Here is a 24,854-nt window from a genome sequence, read left to right as displayed (position 1 = left end):
CCACGCGGAGCGTGGGAACGATCTAACTCTCGTAGAGGTTTCTTATGTTTGATTATTCCGCCCGCCCCGAATTGCTCAAGGACCGGGTCATTCTGATTACCGGTGCAGGCCGTGGCATCGGCGCGGCCGCTGCGAAAACCTACGCAGCCCATGGCGCCACCGTATTGTTGCTGGGCAAGACCGAAGCGAACCTGACGCAGGTTTATGACGAAATCGAAGCGGCCGGGCACCCACAGCCAGCGGTGATCCCGTTCAACCTGGAAACCGCCCTGCCCCACCAGTACGATGAACTGGCGGCGATGATCGAGACCGAATTCGGCCATCTCGACGGCTTGCTGCACAACGCATCGATCATTGGTCCGCGCACGCCGCTCGAACAGCTGTCCGGCGAAAACTTCATGCGGGTCATGCAAGTCAACGTCAACGCCATGTTCATGCTCACCAGCACCCTGCTGCCACTGCTCAAGCTGTCGCAGGACGCCTCGGTGGTGTTCACCTCCAGCAGCGTCGGCCGTAAGGGGCGCGCCTATTGGGGCGCTTATGGCGTGTCCAAGTTTGCCACCGAAGGCTTGATGCAAACCCTGGCGGACGAAGTAGACACCGTGGCCCCCGTTCGCTCCAACAGCATCAACCCGGGCGCCACGCGCACCAGCATGCGAGCCCAGGCCTATCCGGGGGAAAACCCGCTGAACAATCCGACCCCGGAGGAGATCATGCCGGTCTATCTCTACTTGATGGGCCCGGACAGTACCGGCATCAATGGTCAGGCTTTTAACGCGCAGTAATAACCACACGTCGCTTTTACGTGCCGCGCCGACTTCCCGTCGCGGCACTTAAAGCCCGTCGTAAACACTCCCTCAGCTGTCAAACAACCGCCACCCACTTTGCCAGCCGTCTTCCCTGCAAAGTTCAACCTGCTGAATTTAATAGCCTTTTATCTGAATGAACCGAATGGCACGACTTTCGATCTAACGTTGCTCAAACACGCAGTGTGAAAGCAGTCGGGGGGATGTCTGAGTCGATAGGTTACTAATCTTCGGCAAAGCAGACTAAACTTGCGCCAAATGTCCTACGGGACTGATGGACCAGTACGACGCGCAGCCCAAAGCCGCTCTCACCCAGCCTGTAAGACAGTCTTACTGCTTTAGGGGCTCACGCCATATGAAATCACCTCCCCAGACCAACGCAATTGACTTCGATAGCGCGAAATTGCAACGCCTGGGACTTGGTCAGCAGCCACCCCTTCTGGAGCGGCCCGTCAGCCTTGCGCAATTGCGTCAGCAACTGGGCCAGCAGCTGCAAACCAGTCTTGAGCCCCAACGGATACTCGGACTTTTCTTTCGCGAAGTTCAGCGCCTGGTGCCGCTGGATGCCTTGAAATACGAGCATCAGGCCAGTGACCTGCGCCTGGAGTTTGGCCAGCGCGGCCATCACTCGGTCAGTTACAGCCTCAGCCATGAAGGCGAGCCCCTTGGTGACTTGGTATTCCGTCGTAATCAACGTTTCAGTGAACTTGATCAGGGCAACCTGGAGTCGCTGCTGTCCGCACTGCTCTTTCCGATACGCAACGCCTTGCTGTACCGGGCGGCGACCCAAAGTGCATTACGCGACCCCTTGACCGATACCGGCAACCGCATTGCCATGGACCAGACCCTCGAGCGCGAAATCGAGATGTCGCGGCGCCACTTGATGCCTTTGTCGTTGCTGATGCTGGACATCGATCATTTCAAAAACGTCAACGACAGCTACGGTCACAATGCTGGCGATGAAGTGCTCAAGACAGTCGCCGGCGCAATCAAAAACCAGCTGCGCAATGTCGACATGGTGTTTCGGTTTGGGGGCGAAGAGTTCCTGATCCTGTTGTCCAACACCACTCGGGAAGCAGCAGCCATGGTCGGCGAGCGACTGCGGATTGCGGCCCAGTCCCAGGACTATCAGGCGGATGGTAATGCCGTTGAACTGACCGTCAGCCTTGGATGCTCGACCCTGTTGCCAGGTGAGTCTGCCGAAAGCCTGTTGCGGCGCGCCGACAGTGCGTTGTATGTCGCCAAGCGCGAAGGACGTAACCGTTTGGCGATGGCGGGTTAAGCCTTTGAAAACTCAAAAAAAGGGGAGCCAATCGGCTCCCCTTTTTTGTGCACAACCGTCAGATCAACTTTCCGCCAACGCCATGCGCTCACGCACCACCGCAGCTTTTTCTGAATGTTCCAGTTGCATGCAGCGCTCCAGAAACAGATGCATGTAGTCGTAGCTCTTGCAGACGGCCTGGCGCAATTCCACTTGCAGGGATGCGCTCGGGTTCATGCCCGCCAGGGTGCAGATGATTTCCAGCGCTTCCCATGGATGCGCGTCGTCGTACTGAGCGTGCATCTTCAACCACTTCATGGCCCGTTTGCGATCTTCTTCAGGGAACGCTGCGGCGTAGATGCCACTGGAGCACACCAGCGCCGACCACTCCCCAGTGGCACCCTCAATCGCGTAGTTGGTGGCCGCGATGGCGACGATCAACGAGTCTGCTGAACTGGTGTGCCAGCACCAATGGCTCAGGGCATGAAGTTCGGGAGCGACTTGTTGCGCTTGCAGATCCTCCAGGCTGACACCATGAGCCCTGCTCCAATGCACCCAGTAATCGGCGTGGTTCAGCTCGACGCGAATATTGCGCATCAGCCAACGACGCGCCATGTCTTCACCTGGATGGCGGGCAAAGCGGGTCTTGGTCAGGTTTTGTGCCATGTATAACGCGAACTGTTCAACCACCGGCCAGCCACCGATAAGGTACTGGCGCATGGTTTTTGCACTGAGCTTGTTGTCTCGCATGCGTTGATACAGCTCGTGTTCGACAACCCGGCGCTTACTCTCGCTGCAATCCTTGATGAGCTGTTGCGCCCAGGCGGGATAACTTGCAGCTTCCATGAGTGGTCCGGTTCGGTTGAATGTGTCGATCACTGTCGGGCTCCTTTTGATTGTGATTGTTCGGATCAACAAGAGATTTCAACGGAACGTGCCCGGGGCCTTGAACAACAGAGGCTGGGGCCTGGCAGGACGACTTTGCAAACTATCGCAGGTAAACAGATGCGGGCGTTCAATCACATACCCTTGAGCGAAATCGACCCCGATCTCCAGCAATGCCTGTTCAATCTGGGGTGACTCTACAAACTCGGCAATCGTGCGCTTACCCATGACATGGCCGATGTGGTTGATCACTTCGACCATGGCGCGGTTAATCGGGTCGTCCAACATATCCTTTACGAAACTCCCATCGATCTTCAGGAAGTCTACAGGCAAATGTTTCAAGTAAGCGAACGAGGACATTCCGGCACAAAAGTCATCTAACGAGAAGTGACAGCCTAAACCTTTGAGTTCATTGATAAATCTAATTGCACTGCCTAAATTGGAAATTGCACTTGTTTCAGTGATTTCAAAACAAATCATTTCAGGCGGAATTGAATAATTAACAAACTGTTCACGCAGGAAGTCCAGAAACGCCTCATCTCCGATAGTTGTGCCTGACAGATTAATCGCACACATCGCGTACGGCCCCTTGCGCTCTTCGGCTTTGCATTGGGCAATGATCTTAAAGACATTCTCCACCACCCAGCGATCGAGAGCGGTCATCAGTCCATAACGCTCCGCCGCCGGAATAAAACTGTCCGGCAGGATCATACGACCGGCTTCATCATGCAGGCGCAACAGAATCTCGATATGCCCGCCACCGCGCTCGGTATGCCCCAACGGCGCGATTTCCTGGGAGTACAGGCAAAACCGGTTCTCTTCCAGCGCCATGTGCAGGCGCTGCACCCACGCCATCTCGCCAAAACGCAGTGACAGTTCCGAGTCATCGGCGTGATAGACCTGAACCCGATTGCGCCCTTTTTCCTTGGCCATGTAACACGCCATATCCGCGGCGCGCAAGGAAGCCTCCAGGGTTGTAGGCGGTTGCGCGACATGCACCAGCCCGATACTCACCGTGGTGACAAAGGGTCGCCCCTTCCAGACAAAATGCAGGTTCTGTACGGTCTGACGCAAACTTTCGGCAATCTTCTCGGCCGCCTCCGGTGCGCAGTTTTCCAGCAAGATACCGAACTCATCGCCCCCCAGCCGAGCCAGGGTGTCTCCTTCACGCAAACCGGATTGCAACAAGGCACAAATATGCCGCAGCAACTCATCGCCCGCCGCGTGGCCGCAGGTGTCGTTGACCAGTTTGAATTGATCCAGATCGAGAAACATCAGGGCATGGCGCCCGGAATGCCGTGTCAGGTTGTGCAGTGCCTGCTCCAGTCGGAACTCGAACTCACGCCGGTTGGCGAGCCCGGTCAAGGCGTCATGTGTCGCCTGCCAGGACAGATTGGCAATGTATTGGCGCTCCTGCGTCATGTCGTGCAACACCAGAACGGTGCCGCTGACCTTGCCCGCATTGCGAATCGGCGAACCGACCAGCGTCACCGACACCGTGCTGCCATCGAGCCGCTGAATCAGTTTGGAATGTTCGCTGCCCCCACTGAGTTGACCACTCAGAATATGTTCGATCAGGGTGAACCCGTCAGCCTGGGCGTTTTCGTCCAGCAAGTTGAACAGCGCCGCCAGAGGCAAACCCGTCGCCTGTTCGGCTTTCCAGTGGGTCAGGGCCTCGGCGGCGGGGTTCATGTAGGCGATAGCGCCTTCGACATCCGTGGTGATCACCCCGTCGCCGATCGATTGCAAGGTGATCTGAGCCCGGTCTTTCTCCAGTTGCAGCGCCTCGGCGAACTCATGGCGCTGCTTGAGCAACTTGTGCGTACGCAGCAACGCAAGGGCAATCAGGCCCAGCGCCGTGGCGAGGTTGGTCACCAGCAATAACCGGAGAATCAAGCGAGAGCCCTCGCCCAATGCGTCGCTGAACGCTTTGGCGGCTGGCGTCACGGCATCGTTGATGGCGAGTATCTGGTCTCTCCAGCGTTTGATATCGGCAGATGTGACCTGACTGTCGGCCACGCGCCGGTGCATCTCTTGCGCAACGTCATCGAGCTGCAGCAGGTACGCGTCCCCCACCGTCCAGCGGTCGATGGCTTTTTCAAGGTAACTGAAGTGCCGAAAGTTGAGGTAGAGCCAGATCAGACTGGAAACGTCGTCCGGGTGGTTGCCGCCCTTGAGGATCGCCACTCGCGCGGCTTCGATATCAGGTGGCTGGTGGTCCAGCGCCAGGCGCAACTCGTGGCCACCCTGAGGTACAGCAATGGCTTTCTGGTATTTGAGAAAAATTGCCTCGTCGCGACTGTCCGCGTAAAGGTTGAGGTAATAGATGGCGTCTTTTTGCCCCTTCGACCACAAACTTTCACCGGCCACATAGCCGCGCACTGCCGACAGAACGTAAAGGCTGACGCCACCCAACAGGGCCTGAAACAGCACGACGGCAATAAATGGCCAGACAATGCCCAATAGCCGCGGCGTTCCGAGAGTCCGGGTTTGATTCATGAGGTCCCTTGTTTTAGCACTACCAGATCATCATCCCAATGTGATCGCTCCTCCAAGACTAGGGTGCGTTGCCCCTACAGGCAAGCCAGAGTCGACATTTCACCCTCCGTGCTCCCTCAGAGGCATGTGGACGCATTCTCAAACACTAAAAAGCCAATGCACGCAAACCAATACAGTCACTCTGGATATCGACCTATGAACCGCTCTCGTCGGGGCCTCATGCCAAGAATCTGGAGCGATACATATGTACCTCACTATTATTTTTTGCCGGCGTAAAACTGCTCGTCTTTCTGTAAGCGCTTACAACTTGAACATCGCCTTACAGGAGTCCAGCCAATAATAGAGAGACACCCATGAACATGCCGTTACCTACAACATCACCGAGTGACTTATCAGAAGAACAACATCTACCATTCTCCGCGGCCATGGAGTACCAAGAAGTGTTGTCCGACTACGACACACTTATCGCCGCTCTGAGAAAGCCCGATTTCTCATCAAAAGACCTGGAAACCTTCATAGTTCTCCAATCTACTTCCCTCCTCCGCGCCCAAGATAAAGAACCAGGCACCCTCAAGCTTGTACAAATGATCAACCATTACGGCATTTCCCCCTGGGATCCGGGAAACGCCGCTGAACATCGTGCGACGATTCACACCCTGGAAGAAAAGCGCGCCCGCTACTCGCTGCAACTGGACAGTGGTGTTGATATCGAAGCGATCAATCGCACCCCAGACAAAAAAGACCTTAAGCTCCTGGCAACCATCCAGAAGGCCTCACCGAAAGATGGCATGACCCTCGATAGCCTGATCGCTCAACTGACGGATCGGGACATTATCGACATCGTTAAGCGATTCCTCCCCGAATCACAAACTTCACTCTTTAGCCACTTCGAAAAAAACACCTCCCCTCGCCCGACCATCGAGCAAGTTCGCGCGACGCCTATGGTTTTTCTCGAAAAAATTCTGCGCTCTGCGGAGTCCCAGCGACTAGGGAGTTTATTGCTGGAAGGATTGAACTGGTACGGCGGAAAACCGGGTGAGGATGCCTCTGCAGGGGTACGAATCAAATTGATCAGTAAAGCCATTCGGCTCTGGACAAATGCATCAAGGAACGACAAGCCAGAAAACATTTCCGGGTACCCTTGGCAACAGCGCTCAAACTGGGGAAAGAGTTACCAGAACATCTGGGCTGAATTCGAGCAGCATCTATTCGACAGCAAACGAGCGTCCTCAATGGTTGAGGCCATCTTGCTCGCTCGCTTGTTCCAAACCGAATTTCCAACAGAGTTTCAAGTCTGCGACATCCCGCCCGGCCTGCCCTATAGAAGCTCCGTCGTCTGGGTCAATTTCGTTCACGGAGTCACGCTCGCTGAAGCCATGGAGCCGGACTTGATCCAGCGCATGAGCTTCCAGCAATTGGTGGATTTGCCGCTTCGGCAGTCTATGCAAGCCAGTCCACAAGAGCTGGAACTCATCACCCTGTGCAGAATGCCTGCAACTCTCGAATGGGCGATTACCAATGGTGTTGTTACTGAGAGAACCGACGCGGATTACTCACTTGAGGAAAAAACTCAATCTATCAAGTCACTCGACGAACACACCGACGCCTTGAGAAAAGCGATCATTCAACTGGACGTCGACTACCCAAAAAGATCTTCTATCGCCGAGAGGGAGATGAGGACGTATTTCAGGGACTCTTTACGCTGGACGCCTGTAGGATTCAGAGAAGTCTTTGGCAACCGAACCCACTTTCCGTTCATCTCTGACGGGCGAAAGTTAATTGAAGACTTCGAATCCAGTGAAGCAGGTGGGTTTTTACGAACACCACCGCTACGGGACAAAATCTACACCTTTCAAGACGTCTACATGTCAGGGAGGCTGAACAGAAGCTGGCACATCACCCAGCAGGATGGAACACGCAAAAGCGCGTATCGAATCAGCCTCAACACAGACCGTACAATTAACTCCAATGATCCCAGTTTTCCTGCCGCACTGAAGCGAAAACCCCTGCCAGATGCGACGCAGTTATTTGAGGCGGAATTCAAAAGCTATCTCGATTTGAGTAAAAGCGCGTATCAAACACTGCTGAAAAGCCTGCTGACATCACTCCCCCATGATGAACGCCAAGCCATAGAGTTGGGCGAGGTAAAGATCTACACCTTGAGAAAATCCACCAACGAGATAGAGCTAGAAGACGAGACACCCGCCATCACGCTACCGCTTCGGCTTCGAATGGGCTTTATTTTGCAGATCTCTTACAAGAACCGGGTTGCCTATTACGAATGTTTACCACGTGCAGGAATTATTAGACTGCGTACGGATTTTTTATTATCCATGCTTGGCGGAACAGTAAGCTCCCAGCTAACCCCAGTGCCCCTCGTTAACTTTAAAGCCGTTTCTTTTCGCCATAAAACAAGAGTGCCGTTTGATTGGCAAGCTCATGAAGCCGGTAGTTTTCCAAAGAAAGATGCAGCGTGTGAGGCAATTATTGATCAGTTTGGTAAAACATTTACCGCCCCTTCCATTGGCATCGAGAATGAGCAATCGGCGCGCCCAAGCGTAACGAGTTCCCGAGCAACGGAACTTTCAAACTACATTGCCGACCACTTTTTTTACCATGACGAAAAACTGCTTCATGCTTCGGCCAAGGGCGAAACCGAGATTGAGCGTATCGCCGCGCGCCCTCATTGGCTGGTCTCCGTCAAAGGATTCATACCGTTTTGGGGAGGCATAGAGGACCTGCTTTCAGGCGACCCGAAAAAAAGGGTATGGGCCATTTTTGGTTTGATTGTGGATGCGGTCTCGTTCGCGCTTCCCTTGGGGAAATTCGTATCGGGCTCAGTGAAGCTGGCCTCCATTGCAGTCCGCTCGGGTGTACGCGCTGCACTTCCGCGATTTGGCGCACTGGCTGAAAAACTGCTTATTTCATCCGTACAAAACGCAATTCCTTTCTATGGCCTTCCGACGCTGGCACTACGGCTCTCACGCGGAACTCTGAGAGGTTTGTATGCAGGCGTTAAATTCGCAGCCAAAAAGTCTTACAACAGCTTGAAGCCTGCACTCGGTAGAGCAAACACGTACAACTTCATCGAAGGCTTGCCTCAGGTCAATGATCCAGGCCGCTGGCGCCCCCTCACACAGAGCGATCAATTGGCGACCTTTCGCGGACTCGACGATGTCCCTGTACGCAATATCGGATCAACGACCAAACCAGTCCACTATCTGATCGATCCTGTTTCTGCCAAACCCTACGGACATCCTCTGACAACTTCTGAAAACGCACTGTCTATTGGGCCATCGTTGTATCCGCCCATTGGAAAGAGCGGCGACTCCCTACTGGTTAAAATCCCGGAAGATACTCGAGTGCAGGAGATACTTGAGGTCGATGGCCGAACGACCTTTTTCTTCGACGATGTGCCTTATCGGCTCGATCGCGACAAACTGCGACGCATCGGTTTGATTGACGACAGCCTTGCGCGGAAGCTGGTTCCCTGTCGCCTGCGTCGTGCGCCAGGGGAGACCACCTGTCCTGTCAGCTACGTCAACGGAGACCCCTTTGCCACCCCTGCCGTTGGCTCATTCGATGAAACAAAAGACTACGCCCCCTGGTTCGGCGACCGGATATCTACACCGGGTGCCAGGGGCGGCCACGCTGAGCCTTTCCTGGTCATTGACGGCGCCGTCTATCAAGGGGCGGGAGACACACTGAAGAAGTTCGACGCAGACCTGACAACACTGGGCTTCACCAAGTCATGGCCAGTTCCTAAAAAAACCATCCCGGCAGCACTGGAGTTTCAGAAAGGAATCTACGGACGCATCATGGTCGGGGGAACCTATGAAGGCGCTACCGATTCGCATAAGGTCGGCGCCATTATCGTGCAGTCCGCCGATGAATCGACGACCTACGTTTTCAGCCGATTCAACACAGACAAGTACTACGTTGCGACGTTGTCAAAAGAGCAAAGTCTGCGTGAGCCGCTGACACTGAAACGGATGTTGAAGGGTGAACTGGCCGATGGCACTGTCGGCGAAGAACTGCTGCGCGTGTACACAGGCTCCCTGAACGCTAACAATATCGCACGTATCCACGGCCTCCCTGCACTTGAACGCGCGATGAAGACTATGGATAAAATCGCCATCCCCATTGGAACGACCGCCACGCCTGCGAACTACATGAAATGGTTGAAGGTTGATACAAGCCCGGGTGAGGCATTGATGTTTGATCACTCGACCCGAATGATTGTCACCCGACTACCAGAGGGTGCAACAACCTGGTCCCGTAGCAAGGAAGCGCCCGAGGCCTTTCGTCAAAGAACAGTAGAAATTTTCGATACATTGTTTCTTGAGCCAACCATCAATCTGAAGAATACGACCAGCTCTTTGAGGATCGACGAGACGATGAGAAAGCTCCATGCACTGATCCCTCGTCATCAGCGCTCTTACAATCCGAGGAATATCGCCTATGCCGAAGTCACCACTAGCACCGGAAACCGGGAGATCTACGTGAGTGTTTCGGGAGCGCAAGGGGCGACGGGACATCTTCCCTTGTTCAGGAATAATCTAGGCGCGGATCGGGTCAACGTCGGCACAACAACTTATTTCAATATCGACATCAATCAGCAGTTCCCGCGCACCGCTCTGGAAGTGACTGACACCGGAAAAATACTCGCTGTGCCGCCCACCATCAAAGACATTGGAACCTATCATCCAGCATTGACCAGCGCGCCAACTTCCCTGGACAGCGAAAGTAAATTGATCAGAGTGATTCGCGAGAAATACCCTGATCCAAAAGCAATCAAATCGGTGAACATCGCCACCACCATGCCGCCCTGCACATCGTGCTCAGTGGTGATGAAGGAGTTCGGTTACGACGGCGGGGAAAACGCCCTTAACGTCCTTTGGCGCTAAGCTACAACTGCTGCAAATGCCCATAAAGCTTGGCGTACAAACCACCATCGGCAATCAACTGCTGATGGTCGCCATCCTCGGCAATCTGCCCGCCATCGAACACCAGTACCCGGTCGGCCTGTTTCACCGCCGACAAGCGGTGCGCGATGATTAGCGTGGTGCGGTTGCTCAGGAACCGTGCCAGCGCCTGGTGCAGGTTGTATTCAGTGGCAGCATCCAGTGCGGAAGTGGCCTCGTCGAGGATCACCACTTTGGGATCGGCCAGTACCATCCGCGCAATCGCCAGGCGTTGGCGCTGGCCGCCGGACAAACGCACACCGGAGCGTCCGACGATGCTGTCGAGGCCGTCAGGCAATTCTCGAACCGTGTGCTGCAATTGCGCAATTTCCAGCGCTTGCCAGCAGGCTTCGTCACTGCGCTCACGGCCCATCGTCAGGTTGGCGCGAATGGTGTCGTTAAACAGCGCGGGGTGTTGCAGGACGACAGCGACGTTTTCGCGGACCGTTTCCAGGCCGATCTCTTGCTGGGTCGAACCACCGAAGCGAATGGTCCCGGCCAGCGGCGTGTATAAACCCAGCAGCAACTGCACCAAGGTGCTTTTACCGCCGCCACTGGCACCGACGATGGCGACTTTTTCCCCGGGGGCGATGGACAGGTCCATCTTGTTCAACACCAACTCGTCGCCATAACCGAAACTCAGGCCCTGGACTTCAATGCCCACGGTGTCACGGCCCTGAAACGGGTCGACGCCACCCGGGTACTGCGGCTCATCGGCCCGGGACAGCAGTTCGTTAATCCGCGACAACGCGCCGCTGGCGGCGTAATAGGCGTACTGCAAGTTCAGCAGTTGTTCCACCGGACCGATCATGAACCACAGGTAGCTGAACACCGCCAGCATCTGGCCGATGGACAGGTCGGAAAACAGCACGGTGAGCATGGCCGCGGCACGGAAAATATCGATGCCAAACTGGAACAACAGGCCGCTGGCGCGGTTCGAAGCATCGGTTTTCCACTGAGAGTTCACCGCGTAATCGCGCACCTCCCGGGCTCGCAGGCCAAGGCGCCCGAGGAAGAACCCCTGGCGGTTACCGGCGCGTACTTCCTGAATTGAATCGAGGGTTTCGGTCAGTGCCTGGGTGAAGCGCGAGGTGCTGTCGTTTTCGAGTTTTTTCAGGTGTTTGACCCGCTTGCCCAACTGCACCGTGGCATAGATCACCAACGGGTTGAACAGCATGATCAGCAGCGCCAGCTTCCAGTGCATCCAGATCAGAATGCTCGCGGTACCCACCAGGGTCAGCATCGCCACGAGGAAACGACTGAGGGTTTCGCCGACGAATTTGTCCAGCGTGTCCAGGTCGGTGACCAGGTGCGTGGTCACGGTGCCGCTGCCCAGGCTTTCGTATTCGCCCAGGGAAATTCGCTTGAGCCGCTCGATCAGCCGGGTGCGAATGCGATAGACGATGTCCTTGGCCAGCGCCGCGAACAACTTTGCCTGCACGACGTTGAACAACAAGGCCCCGCAGCGCAACACCAAGGTCACGAGCAACATCAGGCCAATGTAGCCCGCCGCTTTCTGCCAGCCTTCGGGCAGGGCGTGGTTCATGACCTTCAGCGCGGCGTCACCGTGCCCCAGCAATACTTCGTCCACCAGCAACGGCAGCAGCAATGGAATCGGCACGCTGCACAAGGTCGCCAGCACGGCGACGCCGTTGGCGATCCACAGGGATTTTTTATGGTGCAAGGCCAGTCGGCGGATTTCGGCCCAGCTCAATCGATCGACAGGCTTGGGCGCCGGGACGTCATCGGGCACATCATGCACAGGCAGCACGCTCCAGCCAGCGGCCGAGCAACGGGGACAGTTCACTCAGAGGCTGATACCCGTTGGTCAGCAACGCCAATTGACCATTACGCTCAGCCAGCAAGGTTGGGAAACCGGCGATGCCCAAGTCCTGGACCCAGGTGAAGTCGGCCGCCGTGGCGGCGTGCATATCGGCACGGTCGAACGCGGCGGCAAACTCAATGCGCGGCAAACCGGCCTGCTCGGCGAGTTCGACCAGCACGCTGGCGCGGGTGACGTCGCGACCTTCGGCGTAGAACGCGTGCTGAATCAGGCCCAGCAGCTTCCACGCGCAATCCGGCGCCAGGCTGCGCGCAGTTACCAGAGCCCGACACGCGGGCTCGGTGTCGTAGACAAAACCGTCGGGCAGCGCCCCCTCAAGCTTGAACGGTTGGCCGGTGGCCTCGGTGACCGCTTGCCAATGTTCAAGAATGTAGCGCCGGGTGGTGGGCTCCAGCGCCGCCCCGCTGCCGGTGCGCAAACCACCGACGATCAAATGCACGTCGACGCCCGCCGCCTGTGCTTGCGCGACCAAGGCGTTAGCCACTGGCGCAAAGCCCCAGCACCAAGAACACATCGGATCCATCACATAGAGCAGGCGGCGCGCTGACATGGTTCAAGCCTCGGAAGGAGTTTGCTTGTAGTTGTAGCCGATCGGGTGAGGCAAGTTGCGCGCCTTGGCCAGTTCGATCTGCTTCTGCCGATCAATGGCGCTGCGCCGGGTTTTTTCGCTCAAGGTGTCCCAGCAATGCGGGCAACTGATGCCGGCCACGTAGTGCTCTGAGGCGCGGTCTTCAACGCTGACTGGTGTACGACAGGCATGACACTGATCGTAATCACCTTCGCTGAGGTCATGACGAACGGTCACACGGTTATCGAACACAAAGCAGTCGCCCTGCCATTTGGTTTCTTCCTGCGGCACCTCTTCGAGGTACTTCAGGATACCGCCCTTGAGGTGATAGACCTCATCGAAACCTTCGCTGAGCATGTAGCTCGACGCTTTCTCGCAACGGATGCCGCCGGTGCAGAACATCGCGACCTTCTTGTGCACGGCCGGGTCGAAGTTGGCTTTGATGTAGTCGGGAAATTCGCGAAAACTGGTGGTTTTCGGGTCGATGGCGCCTTCGAAGGTGCCAATCGATACTTCGTAATCGTTGCGGGTGTCGATCAACAGCACTTCCGGATCGTTGATCAATGCATTCCAGTCCTGCGGATCAACGTAGGTGCCGACCTTTTTGTTCGGGTCCACGCCATCAACACCCAGGGTGACGATTTCTTTCTTGAGTTTGACTTTGGTGCGATAGAACGGCTGATCGTCGCAGTACGACTCTTTGTGATCGATGTCGTCCATGCGTGGGTCGTTCTTGAGCCAGGCCATCAGTCCGTCGATGCCTTCGCGGGTACCGGACACAGTGCCGTTGATGCCTTCTTCAGCGATCAGCAGTGTGCCTTTGATGCCGTTGTCGACCATGGCTTGCAGCAGTGGCTCGCGCAGGGCGACGTAATCTTGCAGGGTGACGAACTTATACAGTGCCGCCACGACAATCTGTTGTGTCATGGGTGTTTCTCCAGGTGGCTACCCTCGCAAAGGGTGAACCGGATTCAAAAAAAACGCGCCGGGTGAGCGGCGCGTTGCGGATTCTAGCAAAAAACGCGGGTTTAATGCTTGCTGCCGCCAGCACAGGTCGGTGAGGCCGGGGCCGCGTCGATCTGTGCCCATTCCTCGGGCGTGTAGGTATGCAGCGCCAACGCATGGAACTCGCCCATCAACTCGCCGAGCGTGCCGTAGACTTTCTGGTGACGCTTGACGCGATTCAGCCCTTCGAACTGCTGGCTGACCACCACGGCCTTGAAGTGAGTCTGCACCCCACGGCTGTGCATGTGGCTTTCATCCAGCACTTGCAGGTGTTGCGGCTGTAACAGGCCCAGTGTCGATTCGATGCGTTGTTGCATGGTCATACCGAACTCCGCTTAAGGCTTTTTCTTGGCTGGAGCGGCGGCGCCTTTCGGCTCCAGCTCGGCCGTCATGTCAGCCAGCAGCTTGTTGACTACAGGCACTGCGCTTTCCAGCTTGGCTTGAGTCATCTGGGCCGATTGCTGAGTCAGCTGTGGCATCTTTTCCAGGACTTTCTTGCCCAGTGGCGACTGGTAGAACGCAACCAGGTCTTTGAGCTCGGACTCGCTGAAGTTGGCGGTGTAGAGCTTGACCATTTCCGGTTTCAGCTTGTTCCAGCCAATGGCTTGGTCCAGCGCAGCGTTGGCTTTGGCCTGATACGTTTCCAGCAACGCTTTTTTCGATTCAGGGGCTTTGGTCTGTTCAAAGCGCTGAGCGAACATTTGCTGCACTTGCATGTACACCGGAGTGCCCAATTTGTCAGCGTGCGCCAGGGTCAGGAAAGCTTCGGCACTGGCGTTATGGCTGGCGGTATCGGCAAAAACAGGGCCGCTGGCGCAAACCAGTGCAACCGCGGTACAGATGGCACGAAGACGAGTCATCGAGTTTCCTTTTCTAGCAGGCGAGGTAAAACCCCAAGGGCGTCCATTCTGCGCCTAAAAAAGTGTGTCGCTCAACCCCAAGCCTTGTCGGGCCTGAATTAGAGGGGTTGAAGGCTCAAAAACCTGTCAGATGGAACCACGGCCGACGATCACGGCCTAAACTGCGCTATCAGACCTACAGGAGTGTGCATGATGAGCCGTATCGAAACCGACAGCCTTGGCCAGGTGGAAGTCCCCGATGAAGCTTACTGGGGCGCTCAGACGCAACGCTCGCTGATTAACTTCGCCATCGGCAACGAAAAAATGCCGCTGGCGGTGCTGCATGCCCTGGCACTGATCAAAAAAGCCGCGGCGCGAGTCAACGACCGTAACGGCGACGTGCCCGCCGACATCGCCCGGCTGATCGAACAGGCGGCGGACGAAGTGCTCGATGGCAACCATGACGACCAGTTCCCGCTGGTGGTCTGGCAGACCGGCAGCGGCACCCAAAGCAATATGAACGTCAATGAAGTGATCGCTGGCCGCGCCAACGAGCTGGCCGGCAACCCACGCGGCGGCAAGTCGCCGGTGCACCCCAACGATCACGTCAATCGCTCCCAGAGCTCCAATGACTGTTTCCCCACCGCCATGCACATCGCCGCGGCGCAGGCCGTTCAGCAGCAGTTGTTACCGGCGATCAGTGAATTGTCGGGAGGCCTGGCCGAGCTGGCAGCGCGCCACATGAAACTGGTCAAGACCGGCCGAACGCACATGATGGACGCCACGCCGATCACGTTCGGCCAGGAAGTTTCGGCGTTCATCGCGCAACTGGATTACGCCGAACGGGCGATCCGCAGCGCGTTGCCAGCCGTATGTGAGCTGGCCCAGGGCGGTACCGCGGTCGGCACGGGGCTGAATTCGCCTCACGGTTTTGGCGAAGCGATTGCCGCCGAACTGGCCGCCCTCTCCGGCCTGCCTTTCATCACGGCGCCGAACAAATTCGCCGCGCTGGCCGGTCATGAGCCGCTGACGACCCTGTCGGGTGCACTGAAAACCCTGGCGGTGACCCTGATGAAAATCGCCAACGACTTGCGCCTGCTGGGCTCCGGGCCACGAGCCGGTTTTGCTGAAGTGAAATTACCGGCCAACGAACCGGGCAGCTCGATCATGCCGGGCAAGGTCAATCCGACGCAGTGCGAAGCGCTATCGATGCTGGCTTGCCAGGTCTTGGGCAACGACGTCGCCATCGGGTTTGCGGCGAGCCAGGGCCATCTGCAATTGAATGTGTTCAAACCGGTGATCATCCACAACCTGCTGCAATCTATCCGCCTGCTGGGCGATGGCTGCAGCAACTTCCAGCAGCACTGCATTGCCGGACTTGAGCCGGACGCAGAGCAAATGGCTGAACATCTGGAGCGGGGCTTGATGCTGGTGACCGCGTTGAACCCGCACATCGGCTATGACAAATCGGCAGAGATTGCCAAGAAGGCGTATGCGCAGGGGCTGACGTTGCGGGAGGCGGCGTTGCAGTTGGGTTATCTGACCGATGAACAGTTTGATGCGTGGGTGCGGCCGGAAAACATGCTGGAGGCCGGGGCCAAGGGCTGAGATGTGTAGCGCCTGACAGTCAGCCATCGCGGGCAAGCCATGCTCCTACGGGTTTTGCGTCGATCAAAATGTCCGGTATCGACACAAAACCCGTAGGAGCATGGCTTGCCCGCGATGAACGATGACGCGGTTTAACCGGCCGCCATCCGCACCTTCCGGGCCTTGAGCCCGGCAATCAACGAAGGCCCCAACGCCACCAGCGCCGACCCCAGCACCACCAGCACCGCCCCGCCATAGCCCAGACCGTTGATCGTCTCGGCATGCACAAAATCAGGCCACAACCATGCCGCCACGGCCACCGCGGCAAACGTCACCAACGGCGTGATCGCCAGCGTCGCACTCACCCGCGAAGCTTCCCAATGGGCCAACGCTTCGGCAAACGCGCCATAGGCAATCAGCGTATTCATGCAGCACGCCAGCAGCAGCCAGCCTTGCAGCGGGCTCAGTTGCAGCGCTTCCAGTGGGTGCACCCACGGCGTCAGCAACAGCGCACAGAACAGGTAGATCACCATCATCACCTGCAACGAATTCCACACGGTCAGCAGTTGCTTCTGCCCCAAGGCGTAGAAGGTCCAGACCGTGGACGCCAGCAACACCAGCAGCACGCCGGTGGTGTATTCGGTCAACGAAGTGAGTAACTCGGCCAGGCGCTGATTGAAAAACAGGGCGAAACCGACCAGCAACACCAGCAGCCCAACCCCCTGCCCCACGCTGAAGCGTTCCTTGAACACAAACAGACTGGCGATCAGCAACATGATCGGGCCCATCTGCACCACCAATTGCGCGGTGCCGGCGCTGAGCAAGTTCAAACCCATCAAGTACAACACGTAGTTACCGACCAGACCGAGCACCGCCATCAGCACCAGCCAGCCACCGCGCGGGCCGAGCACTTTGCGGCTCGGCAAACGTTTGGTCGCCGCCAGATAAACGAACAGGCACCCGCCGGATACGATCAAGCGAAACCAGGTGACGGTCACCGGGTCCATCACCAGCAGCACTTGCTTGAGTTTGATCGGCAGGATTCCCCACAGCAGCGCAGTCAGCAGGGCCAGAAACAGACCGTAAACCCAGCGACCGGATGAAATGTGCATGCGAACCCCAACAGCCAGATGGCGAGAATCGTCATTCTAGGCGCAGAGAGGCCTGGCACACAGGGACAGTTGGCGAGCAGGCGCAAATGAAACTGTGCAGGTCGCAGCAACTAATTGACGATCGGCCGTCGATCAGTTGCTCAGGCGTGCCAAGGGGTTCGTGCATAAGCTCATCGGATCACTTTCAGGAGAATCGCCATGTACGGCATGCGCGCCCAGGACAAAGCCCCCGCGACACACTTTCGCAGTGACCGGTTGTGTCGCGTGAATGGGGAGTTGTTTTTCAGTACCCGTGAAAACACGCTGGAGGGGCCGTTTAATAATGCAGAGGCGGCGCAGCGCGAGATTCAGGCGTACATCGAGCGGATGCAGGCATCGAGTGCCCAGCTTTAGACCGAGGCGCTACCTTCGCGAGCAGACTCGCTCCCACAGTTGATCGCATTCCAATGTGGGAGCGGGCTTGCCCGCGATAGCGGTTGATCAGGCGACACAGCTTTGCGAATTTAACGCACCGCCTCAAACAACCCCGTCGCGCCCATCCCGCCGCCCACGCACATGGTAACGATGCCGTAGCGCAAATTGCGGCGCTGCAACTCACGCACCAGATGCCCGACCTGACGCGAGCCGGTCATGCCGAACGGGTGCCCGATGGAAATCGAACCGCCATTGACGTTGTACTTCTCGTTATCGATCTCCAGCCGATTTCGGCTGTACAGGCACTGCGAGGCAAACGCTTCGTTGAGCTCCCACAGATCAATGTCGGCAACCTGCAAGCCCTTGGCCTTGAGCAACTTCGGCACCGAGAACACCGGGCCGATGCCCATTTCATCCGGCTCGCACCCGGCGACCGTGAAACCACGGAAAAACGCCTTCGGCTTGAGCCCCAGTTCCAGGGCTTTTTCCAGGCTCATCACCAGCGTCATCGAGGCACCGTCGGACAGCTGCGAGGAGTTGCCCGCCGTCACCGAGCCGTCTTCAGCAAACACCGGCTTCAGTCCCGCCAGGCTTTCCAGCGTGGTGTCCGCCCGATTGCAGTCATCGCGATCAACGATGCCATCGAGGATTTGAATCGCACCGGTGGCCTTGTCTTCCACGCGGTACTTCACCGCCATCGGCACGATTTCATCATCGAACAGACCGGCGGCCTGCGCCTGGGCGGTGCGCTGCTGGCTTTGCAAGGCGTACAGGTCTTGCTCCTGGCGGCTGACGTTGTAACGACGGGCGACGATTTCGGCGGTCTGCCCCATCGGGAAGTAAATGCCCGGCACCTGCTCCTTGAGCAGCGGGTTGATCAGGTTATCGGTGTTGACGCTTTTCATGGTCAGGCTGATGGATTCGACGCCACCGGCCACGATGATGTCGCTGCACCCCGAAGCAATCTGGTTGGCGGCAATGGCAATCGCCTGCAAGCCCGAGGAGCAAAAGCGGTTGAGGGTCATGCCGGCGGTGCCAATGCCCAAGCGCGAGAGCACGGCGACATTGCGCCCGATGTTGTAGCCCTGCGCGCCTTCGTTGGAGCCCGCACCGACGATGCAATCCTCGACGCTGGCCGGGTCGATGCCGTTGCGCGCTAGCAACGAGTCGACACAATGCGCCGCCATGTCGTCCGGACGGGTCTGGTTGAACTTGCCGCGAAAGGACTTGGCCAGGCCGGTCCGCACGCTGTCGACGATCACCACTTCACGCATGGCATACCTCATTGTTGTTATCGGTTGAGAGTGGACCGAGCATATGTCCACCTCACAATCGACCGCGACAATCATTCATCCCGCGTATGCGTAACCATCGACTCAGTCCTTGTGTTTCTTCGCCTTCTTGTCGGACTTTTCGAACGCCTCTTCCAGCGCCAGATTAATGGTGCGCAGCACCTTGACCCGCGCCCAGCGCTTGTCATTGGCTTCGACCAGGGTCCAGGGAGAGATTTCCGTGCTGGTACGGTCAACCATGTCGCCGACCGCGGCGCGGTACGCGTCCCATTTGTCGCGATTGCGCCAGTCATCCTCCGTAATCTTGAACCGCTTGAAGGGGATCTGTTCGCGCTCCTGGAAGCGTTCCAGCTGCGTCTGTTTGTCGATGGCCAGCCAGAACTTGACCACGATCACCCCGGCATCAGCGACCTGCTCTTCGAAATCGTTGATTTCGCTGTAGGCGCGCAGCCAGTCCGCCGGGCTGCAGAATCCTTCGATGCGCTCTACCAGCACCCGTCCGTACCAGGAACGATCGAACACTGTGAACTTGCCCCGCGCCGGAAGGTGTCTCCAGAAACGCCACAAATAGGGTTGCGCCCGCTCTTCTTCAGTGGGCGCGGCAATCGGCACGATGCTGTACTGACGCGGATCAAGCGCCGCCGCCACCCGGCGAATCGCCCCGCCCTTGCCCGCCGCATCGTTGCCTTCGAACACCGCCACCAGCGCATGTCGGCGCATGCGCTTGTCACGCATCAACCCGGAAAACCGCGCCTGTTCAGTTACCAACTGCTCTTCGTAGTCGTCTTTGTCCAGTTGCTGGGTCAGGTCGAGGCTGTCGAGCAGGTTCACTTGATCGACGCTGGGGAATACGGGCGCGGCACTGACTTTTTCCGGGTGTATCTTCGGCCGCTTCAGTGCGCCGTGCAGGCTATCGAGCAGAATCTTGCCCACCACCAGGCTGCGATAGCGCGCGTCCATCCCGGCGATCACATGCCACGGCGCGTAGTCACGACTGGTGCGACGCAATACCCGCTCGCCGAACTTCACGAACCGGTCATACGTTTGCGATTGCTGCCAATCCAGCGGGCTGATGCGCCAGCTGTGCAAAGGGTCGTCGGCCAACGCTTTAAGGCGGGCCTTCATTTGTTTCTTGGAGAGGTGGAACCAGAACTTGACGATCAACGCGCCTTCATCGCACAGCATTTTCTCCAGACGCTCGGCCGCGTTGATGGCCTGGTCGAGTCGTGGGTCCTTGAACTCGCCATGGACCCGGCCCTGAAGCATCTGGCTGTACCAGTTTCCGAAGAAAATCCCCATGCGTCCCTTGGCGGGAAGCATCCGCCAATAGCGCCAGGCCGGTGGCCGTGACAGCTCTTCGTCGGTTTGCTGGTCGAACGTGCGGACCTCGATCAGGCGCGGGTCCATCCATTCGTTGAGCAACTTGACCGTCTCGCCCTTGCCGGCACCTTCGATGCCGTTGATCAGAATGATCACCGGAAACCGGCTCTGCTGGCCTAGCTCAAACTGAGCTTCGAGCAAGGCTTCGCGCAGTGCCGGCACTTCGGCGTCATAGGTTTCTTTGTCAATGGCGTGGTCGATTTCAGCAGACTCAAACATGGGCGGCTCCCTTCCAGATGTGAGCAAGACTAGCGGATTGATTCCTCCAGCGGGGGAGAAATCCGATTTTCACTGTCGGGACCGCCATGGACCTTGCCATGGATCAGGCAGCGTCCCGTCGATCGGCTAGAATGGCGGCCTTGCCGTTGCCGAGCCTGCCATGAAACCTGTATTGCCTCACGCCCAACTCGACTGGGATGACCAGGGTCGTCCGTACTCGCGAGTGTTCGACGATGTCTATTTTTCCGACAAGTCGGGCCTCGAAGAAACCCGCTACGTGTTCCTTGAGCAAAACGCTCTGCGTGAGCGTTTCAGCACGTTGGCGGACGGCGGCCGACTGGTGATTGGCGAGACGGGCTTCGGCACCGGATTGAATTTTCTGTGTGCCTGGCAATTGTTCGAACAGCACGCCGTGGCGGGTGCACGGCTGCACTTCGTCAGCGTCGAAAAGTACCCTCTGAGCTTGCCCGACCTGCAGCGAGCCCTGGCGTTGTGGCCAGAACTCAAACCGTTCGCCGATCAATTGCTCGCCCAGTACGTGGCCATTCATCAAGGCTTCCAGCGCCTGATTCTGGATAACGGTCGCGTGACGTTGACCCTGTTGATTGGCGATGCGCTTGAACAGTTGCCGCAGCTGGACGCACAGATTGACGCCTGGTTTCTCGACGGTTTCGCCCCGGCAAAAAACCCCGACATGTGGACCGCCGAACTGTTTGCCGAACTGGCACGGCTGGCAGCGCCCGGCTCGACCATCAGCACGTTCACCAGTACCGGTTGGGTGCGACGCTTGCTCAATGGCGCAGGGTTCAAGATGAAGCGCACGCCGGGCATCGGCCACAAGTGGGAAATCCTGCGGGGCGTGTTCCTCGGATGGCCCGAGGACGCCGTTGCGCCCATTGCCGTAAAACCCTGGTTTACGCGTCCGGCGCCGTTGACGGGCGAGCGTCATGCCTTGGTCATCGGTGCCGGCCTGGCCGGTTGTGCAAGCGCTGCCAGCCTGGCGGCGCGGGGTTGGCAGGTGAGCCTGCTGGAGCGCCACGACGCGCTGGCGCAGGAAGCCTCGGGCAATCCACAGGGCGTGCTTTACCTCAAGCTTTCGGCCCATGGCACGGCGCTGTCGCAATTGATTGTCAGCGGTTTTGGCTACACCCGACGTTTGCTTGAGCATTTGCAGCGGGGCCTCGACTGGGACGGTTGTGGTGTCCTGCAACTGGCGTTCAATGCCAAGGAAGCGCAGCGTCAGGCGCAACTGGCGGCGGCGTTCCCCGAGGATTTATTGCACACACTGGATCGAGAGCAGGCCCAGAGCCGTGCCGGCATCGGCCTGCAATCGGGCGGCCTGTTTTATCCCGAAGGCGGTTGGGTGCACCCGCCCGCCTTGTGCCAATGGCAAGCCGGGCAACCGAATATCAAGCTCCTGATGCACCACGAGGTCCTGGAACTGCGTCGCCAGGATAATCAGTGGCAAGCCTGGGATGGCGAGACCTTGCTGGCGAGCGCACCGGTCGTGGTGCTGGCCGGCGCAGCCGAGATCAAGCGTTTCCCCTACAGCAGCGAACTGCCGCTCAAACGCATTCGCGGACAGATCACTCGTCTGCATCAGACACCTGGCAGCCAAAGCCTGAGTACTGTGGTCTGCGCCGAAGGGTATGTCGCGCCGGCCCGGATGGGTGAACACACACTGGGCGCCAGTTTCGATTTCAACAGCGATGACCTGACACCCACGGCGGCCGAGCATGCCGGCAACCTGAACATGCTCGAAGAGATTTCGGCGGATCTGGTCACACGGCTCGGCGCGCACACCCTGCAACCTGAAGCACTTGAAGGTCGCGCGGCGTTTCGCTGCACCAGCCCGGACTACTTGCCGATTGTCGGCCCCTTGGCCGATAGCCTGGCTTTCGCCGACGCTTACATCGCCCTGAGCAAGGATGCCCGGCAAACGCCGGACATCCCTTGCCCATGGCTGGACGGCTTGTACGTCAACAGCGGCCATGGTTCACGGGGATTGATCACCGCGCCGTTAGCAGGCGAATTGCTTGCCGCCTGGCTCGATGACGAACCCCTGCCACTGCCCAGGGCCGTGGCCGAAGCCTGTCATCCCAACCGTTTTGCGCTGCGGCGTTTGATTCGGGGTCAATGACCCCGAAGTAGCTCGTTCAATGACCGATTAACAGCACGAAAATCTGGTCTGTTCAGTGGTTGATACAGCAGGATTTTCAATGTTTGGCAGCAATATGTACCGCACGCCCCCACCTTTTTTCGGGTAAGACCGCCCCGTCCACCACACGGGCTTATTACTTATCGATCTAAAACTCCCACAGTCCCACTGGGTCAGTTTCTGAGTACTCGCCGATTTGGCCGGGTATCGATTGACCCTCCCCAACGGAAAAACCGGTAAGGATTTTATGTGCGGATTAGCTGGCGAGTTACGCTTCGATCATCAACCTGCGGACCTCGCGGCCGTTGAACGAATCACCCATCACTTGGCCCCTCGTGGCCCTGACGCGTGGGGTTTTCATGCTCAAGGACCGATTGCCCTGGGCCATCGGCGCTTGAAAATCATGGACCTGTCGGACGGCTCGGCGCAGCCGATGATCGACAATCAACTGGGCCTGTCCCTGGCCTTCAACGGCGCGATCTATAACTTCCCCGAGTTACGCACCGAGCTCGAAAATCTCGGTTATGCGTTCTACTCCGGCGGGGACACCGAAGTGCTGCTCAAGGGCTATCACGCCTGGGGTGAAGCCTTGCTGCCCAAGCTAAACGGCATGTTTGCGTTCGCCATTTGGGAGCGCGACGCCCAACGATTGTTCATCGCCCGCGACCGACTCGGTGTGAAGCCGCTGTACCTGTCGCGCACCGGTCAGCGCCTGCGCTTTGCCTCAGCGTTGCCGGCGTTGCTCAAGGGTGGCGACATCAACCCGATTCTCGACCCGGTGGCGCTCAATCATTACCTGAACTTCCACGCTGTGGTCCCGGCGCCGCGTACCCTGCTGGCCGGCATTGAAAAACTGCCACCGGCGACCTGGATGCGCATCGAAGCGGACGGCAGCACCGAACAGAAAACCTGGTGGACGCTGCCCTATGGTCCACGCGCCGACGAGATCGACCTGACCCTCGAAGACTGGCGTGACCGTGTCCTCGATAGCACGCGCGACGCCGTGGCGATCCGCCAACGGGCGGCGGTCGATGTCGGCGTTCTGCTCTCGGGCGGCGTGGATTCAAGCCTGTTGGTCGGGCTGTTGCGTGAAGTCGGCGTGGAAAACCTGTCGACCTTCTCCATTGGCTTTGAGGATGCCGGCGGCGAACGCGGCGACGAGTTCCAGTATTCGGACCTCATCGCCACCCACTACGGCACCCGGCATCATCAATTACGCATTGATGAAAAAGAGATCATCGAGCAACTGCCGGCGGCGTTCCGCGCCATGAGCGAGCCGATGGTCAGTCATGACTGCATCGCCTTCTATCTGCTCTCACGCGAAGTGGCCAAGCATTGCAAAGTGGTGCAAAGCGGCCAAGGTGCGGACGAGCTGTTCGCCGGTTATCACTGGTATCCGCAGGTCGATGGCGCAAGCGATCCGTACACGGCTTATCGCGAGGCGTTCTTCGACCGCAGCCATGAGGAGTACGCAGCCACTGTGCAGCCGAAATGGCTGACGGCGAATGACGCCGCCGGTGACTTCGTGAAGGAACATTTCGCACAGCCCGGTGCCGAGGCGGCAGTGGACAAGGCCTTGCGTCTGGACAGCACGGTGATGCTGGTGGACGACCCGGTCAAACGCGTCGACAACATGACCATGGCCTGGGGGCTGGAGGCACGCACGCCGTTTCTTGACTATCGCCTGGTGGAATTGTCGGCCCGCGTGCCGGGCAAATTCAAACTGCCGGGCGGTGGCAAACACGTCTTGAAAGAAGCCGCGAGATCGGTGATTCCGAGCGAAGTCATCGACCGCAAGAAAGGTTACTTCCCAGTGCCAGGCCTCAAGCATTTGCAAGGTGACACGCTGAACTGGGTACGCGACCTGTTGCTCGACCCCAGTCAGGATCGCGGCCTGTTCAACCCGGCCATGCTCGACCGGTTGCTGACGGATCCGCAGGGTCAATTGACTCCGTTACGCGGCTCAAAGCTGTGGCAACTGGCGGCCCTGAACCTGTGGCTCAGCGAGCAAGGAATCTGATC

The 24,854-nt window shown here is 57.9% G+C and carries 17 protein-coding genes; 7 read left to right on the top strand and 10 right to left on the bottom strand.

The features are described from left to right. The first annotated feature begins 44 nt into the window (after nucleotides 1-44). Together BMS17_RS20100 and BMS17_RS20095 are read left to right on the top strand one after the other, a co-directional pair. Nucleotides 45-785, top strand: a complete 741-nt coding sequence (locus tag BMS17_RS20100; protein ID WP_046031744.1) for a YciK family oxidoreductase — start codon at nucleotides 45-47, stop codon at nucleotides 783-785. A 376-nt stretch (nucleotides 786-1,161) separates the two neighbouring features. After that, a complete protein-coding gene (locus BMS17_RS20095; protein WP_046031743.1) occupies nucleotides 1,162-2,088 on the top strand; it encodes a GGDEF domain-containing protein in 927 nt (308 codons plus the stop codon). Nucleotides 2,089-2,151: 63 nt separating this feature from the next. On the opposite strand, the gene BMS17_RS20090 is transcribed toward BMS17_RS20095, so the two are convergent. Continuing rightward, entirely contained in the window at nucleotides 2,152-2,913 is a 762-nt protein-coding gene (locus tag BMS17_RS20090) for an iron-containing redox enzyme family protein (RefSeq protein WP_263295453.1), read from the bottom strand. A gap of 78 nt (nucleotides 2,914-2,991) precedes the next feature. Beyond that, on the bottom strand, nucleotides 2,992-5,451 hold the full coding sequence (locus tag BMS17_RS20085) for an EAL domain-containing protein (RefSeq protein ID WP_077431577.1): 2,460 nt from the start codon (nucleotides 5,449-5,451) through the stop codon (nucleotides 2,992-2,994). Nucleotides 5,452-5,804: 353 nt separating this feature from the next. On the opposite strand from BMS17_RS20085, the gene BMS17_RS20080 reads away from it, so the two are divergent. Continuing rightward, complete coding sequence (locus tag BMS17_RS20080; RefSeq protein WP_077431576.1) at nucleotides 5,805-10,358, top strand: hypothetical protein; 4,554 nt, start codon at nucleotides 5,805-5,807, stop codon at nucleotides 10,356-10,358. 1 nt (nucleotide 10,359) lies between these two features. On the opposite strand, the gene BMS17_RS20075 is transcribed toward BMS17_RS20080, so the two are convergent. The 5 genes from BMS17_RS20075 to BMS17_RS20055 form a co-directional block, all read right to left on the bottom strand. Then, nucleotides 10,360-12,177, bottom strand: coding sequence for an ABC transporter ATP-binding protein (locus BMS17_RS20075; protein ID WP_077431575.1), 1,818 nt, complete (start codon nucleotides 12,175-12,177; stop codon nucleotides 10,360-10,362). After that, nucleotides 12,170-12,772 (bottom strand): DsbA family protein, encoded by a 603-nt coding sequence (locus tag BMS17_RS20070; RefSeq protein ID WP_175649043.1) that lies wholly within the window; start codon nucleotides 12,770-12,772, stop codon nucleotides 12,170-12,172. The genes BMS17_RS20075 and BMS17_RS20070 overlap by 8 nt, the downstream gene beginning before the upstream one ends. A 39-nt stretch (nucleotides 12,773-12,811) precedes the next feature. Further along, on the bottom strand, nucleotides 12,812-13,753 hold the full coding sequence (locus BMS17_RS20065) for a rhodanese-related sulfurtransferase (protein ID WP_046031738.1): 942 nt from the start codon (nucleotides 13,751-13,753) through the stop codon (nucleotides 12,812-12,814). 101 nt (nucleotides 13,754-13,854) lie between these two features. Then, the gene (locus tag BMS17_RS20060; protein WP_077431574.1) at nucleotides 13,855-14,154 is read right to left on the bottom strand and encodes a BolA family transcriptional regulator; all 300 of its coding nucleotides are present in this window, start codon (nucleotides 14,152-14,154) and stop codon (nucleotides 13,855-13,857) included. A 12-nt stretch (nucleotides 14,155-14,166) separates the two neighbouring features. Beyond that, entirely contained in the window at nucleotides 14,167-14,691 is a 525-nt protein-coding gene (locus BMS17_RS20055; protein WP_046031737.1) for a DUF2059 domain-containing protein, read from the bottom strand. 192 nt (nucleotides 14,692-14,883) lie between these two features. On the opposite strand from BMS17_RS20055, the gene BMS17_RS20050 reads away from it, so the two are divergent. Then, complete coding sequence (locus BMS17_RS20050; RefSeq protein WP_046031736.1) at nucleotides 14,884-16,278, top strand: class II fumarate hydratase; 1,395 nt, start codon at nucleotides 14,884-14,886, stop codon at nucleotides 16,276-16,278. Between the two features lie 131 nt (nucleotides 16,279-16,409). Here BMS17_RS20050 and BMS17_RS20045 read toward each other — a convergent pair whose 3' ends face one another. After that, nucleotides 16,410-17,369, bottom strand: coding sequence for a DMT family transporter (locus BMS17_RS20045; protein ID WP_077431573.1), 960 nt, complete (start codon nucleotides 17,367-17,369; stop codon nucleotides 16,410-16,412). Nucleotides 17,370-17,567: 198 nt separating this feature from the next. Between BMS17_RS20045 and BMS17_RS20040 the strand changes: the two genes are divergently transcribed. Continuing rightward, nucleotides 17,568-17,762 (top strand): DUF6316 family protein, encoded by a 195-nt coding sequence (locus BMS17_RS20040; RefSeq protein ID WP_046031734.1) that lies wholly within the window; start codon nucleotides 17,568-17,570, stop codon nucleotides 17,760-17,762. Between the two features lie 110 nt (nucleotides 17,763-17,872). Here BMS17_RS20040 and BMS17_RS20035 read toward each other — a convergent pair whose 3' ends face one another. Both BMS17_RS20035 and pap read right to left on the bottom strand, forming a co-directional pair. Then, complete coding sequence (locus BMS17_RS20035; RefSeq protein ID WP_046031733.1) at nucleotides 17,873-19,057, bottom strand: thiolase family protein; 1,185 nt, start codon at nucleotides 19,055-19,057, stop codon at nucleotides 17,873-17,875. Between the two features lie 102 nt (nucleotides 19,058-19,159). Beyond that, on the bottom strand, nucleotides 19,160-20,674 hold the full coding sequence (gene pap / locus BMS17_RS20030) for a polyphosphate:AMP phosphotransferase (RefSeq protein ID WP_077431572.1): 1,515 nt from the start codon (nucleotides 20,672-20,674) through the stop codon (nucleotides 19,160-19,162). Nucleotides 20,675-20,834: 160 nt separating this feature from the next. Here pap and mnmC point away from each other — a divergent pair, with 160 nt between their 5' ends. After that, on the top strand, nucleotides 20,835-22,814 hold the full coding sequence (mnmC, locus tag BMS17_RS20025) for a bifunctional tRNA (5-methylaminomethyl-2-thiouridine)(34)-methyltransferase MnmD/FAD-dependent 5-carboxymethylaminomethyl-2-thiouridine(34) oxidoreductase MnmC (protein WP_077431571.1): 1,980 nt from the start codon (nucleotides 20,835-20,837) through the stop codon (nucleotides 22,812-22,814). A gap of 265 nt (nucleotides 22,815-23,079) precedes the next feature. Next, nucleotides 23,080-24,852 (top strand): N-acetylglutaminylglutamine amidotransferase, encoded by a 1,773-nt coding sequence (locus BMS17_RS20020; RefSeq protein WP_077431570.1) that lies wholly within the window; start codon nucleotides 23,080-23,082, stop codon nucleotides 24,850-24,852. Nucleotides 24,853-24,854: the final 2 nt, after the last annotated feature.

Source organism: Pseudomonas sp. C9, assembly GCF_002000165.1.
In the GTDB taxonomy this organism is placed as follows: domain Bacteria; phylum Pseudomonadota; class Gammaproteobacteria; order Pseudomonadales; family Pseudomonadaceae; genus Aquipseudomonas.
The sequence above is the reverse complement of the archived record's forward strand: the minus strand, read 5'-3'. Positions and strand labels throughout refer to the sequence as shown.